Below are 251 nucleotides of genomic sequence, written 5' to 3'. Positions count from 1 at the left end.
ATACCTAATGATGCACCTACTCTTCTAACCTCATCTTTAAAAATAGCGCGAAGTGGTTCAACAATTTTAAGTTTCATAAAATCTGGCAATCCTCCAACGTTGTGATGACTTTTTATTGTTGCTGAAGGCCCACCAGTTGCTGATACACTTTCAATAACATCAGGGTAAATGGTACCTTGTGCTAACCAAGTAACATCTTCAATTTTATGAGCTTCATCATCAAAAACCTCAATAAACGCATTACCAATAGC

Annotated in this window: 1 pseudogene; it reads right to left on the bottom strand. The window is 36.7% G+C overall.

Annotation, left to right across the window (positions count from 1 at the left end):
- Window positions 1–251, bottom strand: a pseudogene (locus FUA24_RS07450) (glutamine-hydrolyzing GMP synthase); the annotation flags it as partial.

Source organism: Seonamhaeicola marinus (assembly GCF_008085455.1).
Note: the sequence above shows the minus strand (reverse complement) of the source record. Positions and strands in the feature narration are given on the sequence as shown.